Annotated in this window: 8 protein-coding genes; 2 read left to right on the top strand and 6 right to left on the bottom strand. The window is 69.3% G+C overall.

Going from position 1 to position 7,468, the window contains the following annotated elements:
- Positions 1-239 precede the first annotated feature (239 nt).
- Positions 240-1,925 (bottom strand): ribonuclease J, encoded by a 1,686-nt coding sequence (locus ACFU5F_RS41795; protein ID WP_383898857.1) that lies wholly within the window; start codon positions 1,923-1,925, stop codon positions 240-242.
- Between ACFU5F_RS41795 and ACFU5F_RS41790 the strand changes: the two genes are divergently transcribed.
- Entirely contained in the window at positions 1,917-2,042 is a 126-nt protein-coding gene (locus tag ACFU5F_RS41790; protein WP_267888856.1) for a hypothetical protein, read from the top strand. The two genes, ACFU5F_RS41795 and ACFU5F_RS41790, sit on opposite strands and share 9 nt — an antisense overlap.
- Positions 2,043-2,074: 32 nt before the next feature.
- On the opposite strand, the gene dapA is transcribed toward ACFU5F_RS41790, so the two are convergent.
- Positions 2,075-2,974 (bottom strand): 4-hydroxy-tetrahydrodipicolinate synthase, encoded by a 900-nt coding sequence (gene dapA, locus ACFU5F_RS41785; protein WP_383898854.1) that lies wholly within the window; start codon positions 2,972-2,974, stop codon positions 2,075-2,077.
- Positions 2,975-3,264: 290 nt separating this feature from the next.
- The gene (gene thyX / locus ACFU5F_RS41780) at positions 3,265-4,005 is read right to left on the bottom strand and encodes an FAD-dependent thymidylate synthase (protein ID WP_383898852.1); all 741 of its coding nucleotides are present in this window, start codon (positions 4,003-4,005) and stop codon (positions 3,265-3,267) included.
- Positions 4,006-4,214: 209 nt separating this feature from the next.
- On the opposite strand from thyX, the gene ACFU5F_RS41775 reads away from it, so the two are divergent.
- On the top strand, positions 4,215-4,772 hold the full coding sequence (locus ACFU5F_RS41775) for a hypothetical protein (protein WP_383898850.1): 558 nt from the start codon (positions 4,215-4,217) through the stop codon (positions 4,770-4,772).
- 99 nt (positions 4,773-4,871) lie between these two features.
- Here ACFU5F_RS41775 and ACFU5F_RS41770 read toward each other — a convergent pair whose 3' ends face one another.
- From ACFU5F_RS41770 to ACFU5F_RS41760, 3 genes are all read right to left on the bottom strand, one after another.
- Positions 4,872-5,327, bottom strand: coding sequence for a hypothetical protein (locus ACFU5F_RS41770; protein WP_275455802.1), 456 nt, complete (start codon positions 5,325-5,327; stop codon positions 4,872-4,874).
- Between the two features lie 17 nt (positions 5,328-5,344).
- On the bottom strand, positions 5,345-6,097 hold the full coding sequence (gene dapB, locus ACFU5F_RS41765; RefSeq protein WP_383898848.1) for a 4-hydroxy-tetrahydrodipicolinate reductase: 753 nt from the start codon (positions 6,095-6,097) through the stop codon (positions 5,345-5,347).
- Between the two features lie 23 nt (positions 6,098-6,120).
- A partial coding sequence (locus ACFU5F_RS41760) for a M16 family metallopeptidase (protein WP_383898846.1) occupies positions 6,121-7,468 on the bottom strand: 1,348 nt, incomplete at its 5' end.

Genomic DNA, 7,468 nt, shown 5'->3' with positions numbered 1-7,468 from the left:
TCTATCAGACCGTTTCCGGTTCCGATTTCCTCGGTGCTTTCCAGGTTTCCGCTTTCGCGTTTCCCTTTCCGGCGACTCCGACTTTATCAGAAGTTCTGAGTCGGAATTTCCGCCCGGTCCGGGTGGTCCCTGACGCACAGTTGCGTCGGGTTCCCCCTGGGCGGAGCCGTAAACGTACTGGAGCGGGGCGCCCCGATGCAAATCGAGGAGCCCCGCCCCAGGCGAGCACTGACGGTGGGTCAGACCTCAACCACCACAGGCAGGATCATCGGCCTGCGCCGGTAGGTGTCGGAGACCCACTTGCCAAGGGTCCGGCGGATGAGCTGTTGCAGCTGGTGAGGCTCGACGACCCCGTCCTGGGCCGAACGCTCCAGGACCTCGGTGATCCGCGGGACGACCGCGCCGAACGCGGAGTCCTCGATACCGGAGCCGCGCGCCTGGATGTGCGGGCCACCGGTGATCTTGCCGGTGGACGAGTCCACCACGAGGAAGACCGAGATGATGCCCTCGTCGCCCAGGATCTTCCGGTCCTTGAGGGCGGGCTCGCCCACATCGCCGACCGAGAGGCCGTCCACGTAGACGTAGCCGGCCTGGACCTTGCCGGAGATCCTGGCCTTGCCCTCGATGAGGTCGACGACCACGCCGTCCTCGGCGATGACGATGCGGTCGTGCGGCACGCCGGTCAGGGCGCCCAGTTCGGCGTTGGCGCGCAGGTGCCGCCATTCGCCGTGCACCGGCATCAGGTTCTTCGGGCGGCAGATGTTGTAGAAGTACAGCAGTTCGCCGGCCGAGGCGTGCCCGGAGACATGGACCTTGGCGTTGCCCTTGTGGACGACGTTGGCGCCCCAACGGGTCAGGCCGTTGATCACGCGGTAGACCGCGTTCTCGTTGCCCGGGATCAGGGACGAGGCCAGGATCACCGTGTCGCCCTGGACGATGCGGATCTGGTGGTCCCTGTTGGCCATACGGGACAGGGCGGCCATCGGTTCGCCCTGCGACCCGGTGCAGACGAGGACGATCTCGTGCTGCGGCAGGTCGTCGAGCGTCTTGACGTCCACGACCAGGCCCGGCGGAACCCTTAGATAGCCCAGGTCCCTGGCGATGCCCATGTTGCGGACCATCGAGCGGCCGACGAAGGCGACCCGGCGGCCGTACTCGTGGGCGGCGTCGAGGATCTGCTGGATGCGGTGGATGTGGCTGGCGAAGCTGGCCACGATGATCCGCTTGCTGGCGCCCGCGAAGACCTGGCGCAGCACGTTGGAGATGTCGCGCTCGGGCGGAACGAATCCCGGCACCTCGGCGTTCGTCGAGTCGGAGAGGAGGAGGTCGATGCCCTCCTCGCTCAGCCGTGCGAACGCGTGGAGATCTGTGAGGCGGTTGTCCAGCGGGAGCTGGTCCATCTTGAAGTCGCCCGTGTGGACGACCATGCCCGCGGGCGTGCGGATGGCCACGGCCAGGGCGTCCGGGATGGAGTGGTTGACCGCGACGAACTCGCAGTCGAAGGGGCCGATGCGCTCGCGGTTCCCCTCGGCCACCTCAAGGGTGTACGGACGGATGCGGTGCTCCTGGAGCTTGGCCTCGATGAGCGCGAGGGTCAGCTTGGAGCCGATCAGCGGGATGTCGGGCTTCTCCCGGAGCAGGTACGGGACCGCTCCGATGTGGTCCTCGTGCCCGTGGGTGAGGACGATGCCCTCGATGTCGTCGAGGCGGTCCCTGATGGACGAGAAGTCCGGCAGGATCAGGTCGATTCCGGGCTGCTCCTCCTCGGGGAAGAGCACCCCGCAGTCCACGATCAGCAGCCGGCCGCCGTACTCGAAGACGGTCATGTTCCGGCCGATCTCGCCGAGGCCGCCCAGCGGGGTGACCCGCAGGCCACCCTCCGGGAGCGGCGGCGGCGGGCCGAGTTCAGGATGCGGATGACTCAAAAGACTCTCCTCACCATGCACGCCACGTACCTGGGGCACGTGGCGCGCATGACGTTCGTGCAGAAGCAGTTGTGGATGGGAACGCAGGCGCTTGTCGTCCTGCCTATTCAGTTGTGAAGTCTGGTTGTCGCGTCGTGCGAGGCCCGGTGTTAGAGCTGTACCCCGCCGGCGCCGAGATCGAGCTTGAGCTGGGCCGTCTCCTCGGGCGAGAGCTCGACCATGGGGGCGCGCAGGGGTCCGGCGGGCAGGCCCTGGAGGGCGAGCGCCGCCTTGGTGGTCATCACGCCCTGGGTGCGGAACATGCCGGTGAAGACGGGGAGCAGCTTCTGGTGGATCTCGGTGGCCTTCTGGACGTCACCGGAGACGTACGCGTCGACGAGGGCGCGCAGTTCGGGGGTGACGACGTGGCCGACGACCGAGACGAAGCCGACCGCGCCGACCGAGAGCAGCGGGAGGTTCAGCATGTCGTCGCCGGAGTACCAGGCGAGGCCGGAACGGGCGATGGCCCAGCTGGCGCGGCCGAGGTCGCCCTTGGCGTCCTTGTTGGCGACGATGCGGGGGTGCTCGGCGAGCCGGACGATCGTCTCGGTGTCGATCGGGACGCCGCTGCGGCCCGGGATGTCGTACAGCATCACCGGCAGCCCGGCGGCGTCGGCGACCGCCTTGAAGTGACGGTACAGGCCCTCCTGCGGGGGCTTGTTGTAATACGGCGTGACGACGAGGAGTCCGTGGGCGCCGGTCTTCTCGGCGGCGCGGGCCAGGTCCATGCTGTGGCGGGTGTCGTTGGTGCCGACACCGGCGATGACGTGGGCGCGGTCGCCGACGGCTTCGAGGACGGCTCGTACCAGGTCCGATTTCTCCGCGTCACCGGTGGTGGGGGACTCGCCGGTGGTGCCGTTGATGACCAGGCCGTCGTTGCCTGCGTCCACCAGGTGGGTGGCGAGCCGCTGCGCGCCGTCGAGGTCGAGTGCGCCGTCCGCCGTGAAGGGCGTGACCATGGCGGTGAGGACCCGCCCGAAGGGGGTCTGCGGAGTCGAGGTCGGAGCCATGGGTAACACGCTACTCGCTGCTCAGGGCACGGTCTGCCCTCGGGGGGCGGGAAAAGTCCGGACAAATGCGGAGCCCGGCACTGCCTGCTCGGGGGTTCAAGCAGTGCCGGGTCCGTTTGATCAGGCTAGATGAACTTCTCGAAATGCCGCAATACGGACACTTCGCTCGACTGACCCGTACATCTGTGCCTGGCCGAAAGTCGACGGTCATCCAGGTCGTGTCGGGGCCTTCGTTTGTCGGGGCCTTCGTGTCGGGGCCCGGCGAGGCAGCCGAGAGGTGACGACACTGTTCAGGGCGCGACGCGGCCGTTCGCGTTGAAGGCGGCGTGCGTGAGCGGCATGAGCCTCGCCCACTCCGTCTCCATCCGCTCGCCGACCATCTCGATCTCCCGCTGGGGGAAGGACGGCACCTTCGCCAGTTCGTGCTGGGTGCGCAGACCGAGGAAGTGCATCAGCGAGCGGGCGTTGCAGGTGGCGTACATCGAGGAGAAGAGACCGACCGGCAGCACCGCGCGGGCGACCTCCCGGGCCACTCCGGCGGCGAGCATCTCCTGGTACGCCTCGTAGGCGTGGACGTACGAGTCCTCCATGACCCGCCCGACCAGCTCCTGCTGCGCCTGGGTGCCCTCCACGAAGACGTACTTGCCGGGGCGGCCCTCCTGGACGAGCTTGCGGGACTCGTCGGGGACGTAGAAGACGGGCTGGAGCTCCCGGTACCTGCCGGACTCCTCGTTGTAGCTCCACCCGACCCGGTGCCGCATGAACTCGCGGAAGACGAAGATGGGGGCGCTGATGAAGAAGGTCATCGAGTTGTGCTCGAAGGGGCTGCCGTGCCGGTCCCGCATGAGGTAGTTGATGAGGCCCTTGGAGCGCTCGGGGTCCTTCTGCAGTTCCTCCAGGGACTGTTCGCCGGCGGTGGAGACACGGGCGGCCCACAGCACGTCCGAGTCGGCCGCGCTGTGCTTCACCAGATCGACGGTGACGTCACTGCGGAAGCTGGGCTTGAGATCGTCGGCGGGGGTTTCTGACACGGCTCGGAGGGTCCTTCCCATGGCTGCTCTCGGGCGGCGCCCACTCTACGGCCCGGCATCGACGAGACGCCGGATGACATCGACGAGAAGCCGGATGACCCGACTTGTGCCTCTTGTGCCCCTGTTGGACCCGCGAAAGTGGTGGGCGAGGGCCCGGCTCGGTAGCCTCACCCGGCGAAACCTGTGCGTGGATCGAGTGAGGACCAGCCGTGCCCCTGCCCTTCCTGACCGCCGACCGCGCCTTCGACCAGGCGGCGGACGAAGCGCTGCCGTTCGAGGACCGCGACCGCTGGCGGCGCCCCTACCGGCCCGGCCCGTGGCGGGTCGGCGCGGCCGCGCTCCTGCTGTTGCTCACCTCGTACATGCTGGTCGCGGCGGTCATCATCGCGGCGGCCGAGACACCGCGGGCCGGCGCGATCTGCTTCGGTGCCGCCCTGCTGGTCATCGCCTGCGCCCTGCGGCTGCTGCGGGTCGGCATCTGGGTGAGTGCGCGGGGAGTGCGTCAGGTGGGGTTCTTCCGCACGCGTACGGCGTCCTGGGAGCCCAGCGTCTCGGTGCGCACCGTGCAGCAGCCGGTGCGGTGGCTCGGGCTGCCCCGGTCCGTGCAGGGGCAGGCCCTGCTCCTCGTGCGCACGGACCGTGTGCAGGAGTACGTGACACCGCTGATGACCACGCACAACGCCGATTTCCTGGCACGTACGGAAGCCTTCGACCGGGCGGCCGACAAGATCGAGGCGTGGGCGGCCGAACACGGGCGCGCCGCGTAACCGAACATACGGCTGAGGGGCTGGTCCGCGGGTGCGGGCCGGCCCCTCAGTCGTGCGTGTCGTTCGTGTGCGGCCTCGCCGTGTGCGGGCGGCGGCAGGTCAGGCGGTCGGTGCCGGTCTGCCGTCGTGCAGGGCGATCGCGCGTTGCATGGCCTTGCGGGCCCGGGGGGTGTCGCGGGCGTCGTGGTAGGCGACGGCGAGGCGGAACCAGGTGCGCCAGTCGTCGGGGGCGTCCTCGGTCTCCTCCTTGCGCCGCGCGAAGACCTCGTCGGCCGAGTCACGGTCGATGCGTCCGCTCGGGGTCCGCTTCAACTCGTCGACGGGGAGGCCCCCTTCGGCGTCGAGTTCGGCGGCGAGCTGGTTGGCCCTGCGGACGAACTGGGTGTTCTTCCACAGGAACCAGAGGCCGATAGCGGGCAGGACGAGCACGGCGACACCGAAGGCGATCGTGATCGGTGTGCCGGTCTCGATGAGCAGGACTCCGCGGCTGCCGACCAGGACGAAGTAGACGACCAGGACGGCTGCCGTGACGGCGTAGGTGAGCTTCGCGCGCATGACGTATCCCGGCCCGATCAGCCCAGGTCGAGGAAGTGTTCGAGGCCGAAGGTGAGCCCGGGGGTGGTCACCACGCGGCGGGCGCCCAGCAGGATGCCCGGCATGAAGCTGCTGTGGTGGAGGGAGTCGTGGCGGATCGTGAGGGTCTCGCCCTCGCCGCCGAGGAGGACCTCCTGGTGGGCCAGCAGGCCACGCAGGCGAACGGAGTGGACGGGGACGCCGTCGACGTCCGCGCCGCGCGCGCCCTCCAGAGCCGTCTCCGTGGCGTCCGGAGCCTGGGCCGTACCTGCCGCGCGCCGCGCCTCGGCGATGAGCTGGGCCGTACGCGTGGCGGTGCCCGAGGGGGCGTCGACCTTCTTCGGGTGGTGCAGTTCGACGACCTCCACCGACTCGAAGTACGGCGCGGCGATCTGCGCGAACTTCATGTTCAGTACGGCCCCGATGGAGAAGTTGGGCGCGATGAGGACGCCCGTCTCCGGGGACTTCGCCAGCCAGTCGTTCAGCTGCGCGAGGCGCTCGTCGGTCCAGCCCGTCGTCCCGACGACCGCGTGAATGCCGTGGCCGACGCAGTACTCCAGGTTGTCCATGACCGAGGCGGGAGTGGTCAGTTCGACGGCGACCTGGGCGCCGGTCTCCGCCAGGGTCTCCAGCCGGTCGCCCCGGCTCAGGGCGGCGACCAGCTCCATGTCCTCGGCGGCCTCGACGGCCCGTACGGCCTCGGAGCCGATACGGCCCCGGGCACCGATGACCGCCACGCGCAGCTTGCTCATTGCTTGGTTCCTTAACTGGGATGTCAGGCGACGGCTTCGTGGAGACGGGACGCCTGTTTGTCCTTGAGCGGGCCTATCACCGACAGGGAGGGGCGCCGGCCCAGGACCTCGCGGGCCACCTCACGGACCTCGTCCGGGGTCACCATCGCCATCCGGGTCAGCATCTCGTCGACGGACATCTGCTCGCCCCAGCACAGCTCGCTCTTGCCGATGCGGTTCATGATCGCGCCGGTGTCCTCCAGACCGAGGACCGTGGAGCCGCGGAGCTGGCCGATGGCGCGCTCGATCTCGTCGTCCGGCAGCCCGTGCTCGGCGACCCGGTCGAGTTCGTCGCGGCAGATCTTCAGCACGTCGTGCACCTGGGACGGGCGGCAGCCGGCGTACACACCGAAGAGGCCGCAGTCGGCGAACCCGGAGGTGTACGAGTACACGCTGTAGGCGAGGCCGCGCTTCTCCCGGACCTCCTGGAAGAGGCGGGAGGACATGCCGCCGCCGAGCGCCGTGTTGAGCACGCCGAGGGCCCAGCGGCGTTCGTCGGTGCGGGCGAGGCCGGGCATGCCGAGGACGACGTGCGCCTGCTCGGTCCTGCGGCCGACCAGCTCGACGCGGCCGGCCGTACGGAGGGTGCGGCGGCCGTCACGCGGGGCGATCGGGGTGGCGTCGGCGCGGGTGAGGGCGCCGGCCTTCTCGAAGGCCGCGCGGACCTGTCGTACGACCTTGTTGTGGTCCACGTTGCCCGCGCAGGCGACCACGAGGTGGGTCGGGTCGTAGTGCTTCCTGTAGAAGCGGCGGATGCGGTCGGCGGTGAGGCCGTTGACGGTGTCGACCGTGCCGAGGACGGGGCGGCCGAGCGGGGTGTCGCCGAACATGGTGTGCGCGAACAGGTCGTGCACGCAGTCGCCCGGGTCGTCCTCGGTCATCGCGATCTCTTCGAGGATGGCGCCGCGCTCCACGTCGACGTCCTCCTCGCGGATGAGCGAGCCGGTGAGCATGTCGCAGACCGTGTCGATGGCGAGCGGCAGGTCGGTGTCGAGCACGCGCGCGTAGTAGCACGTGTACTCCTTCGCCGTGAACGCGTTCATCTCGCCGCCGACCGCGTCGATCGCGGAGGAGATGTCGAGTGCGCTACGGCGCGCGGTGCCTTTGAAGAGCAGGTGCTCCAGGTAGTGGGTGGCGCCGTTCAGCGCGGGGGTCTCGTCGCGGGAGCCGACGTGCGCCCAGATGCCGAAGGTGGCGGAGCGCACGGACGGCAGGGTCTCGGTGACGATACGCAGCCCGCCGGGGAGGGTGGTCCTGCGGACCGTACCGATGCCGTCTCTGCCCTTGATCAGGGTTTGGGTACGGGCGACGGCCCGCGCCTCCGTGGAGGTG

The sequence above is a fragment of the Streptomyces sp. NPDC057438 genome (genome assembly GCF_042802995.1).
Classification (GTDB): Bacteria; Actinomycetota; Actinomycetes; order Streptomycetales; family Streptomycetaceae; genus Streptomyces.
Note: the sequence above shows the minus strand (reverse complement) of the source record. Positions and strands in the feature narration are given on the sequence as shown.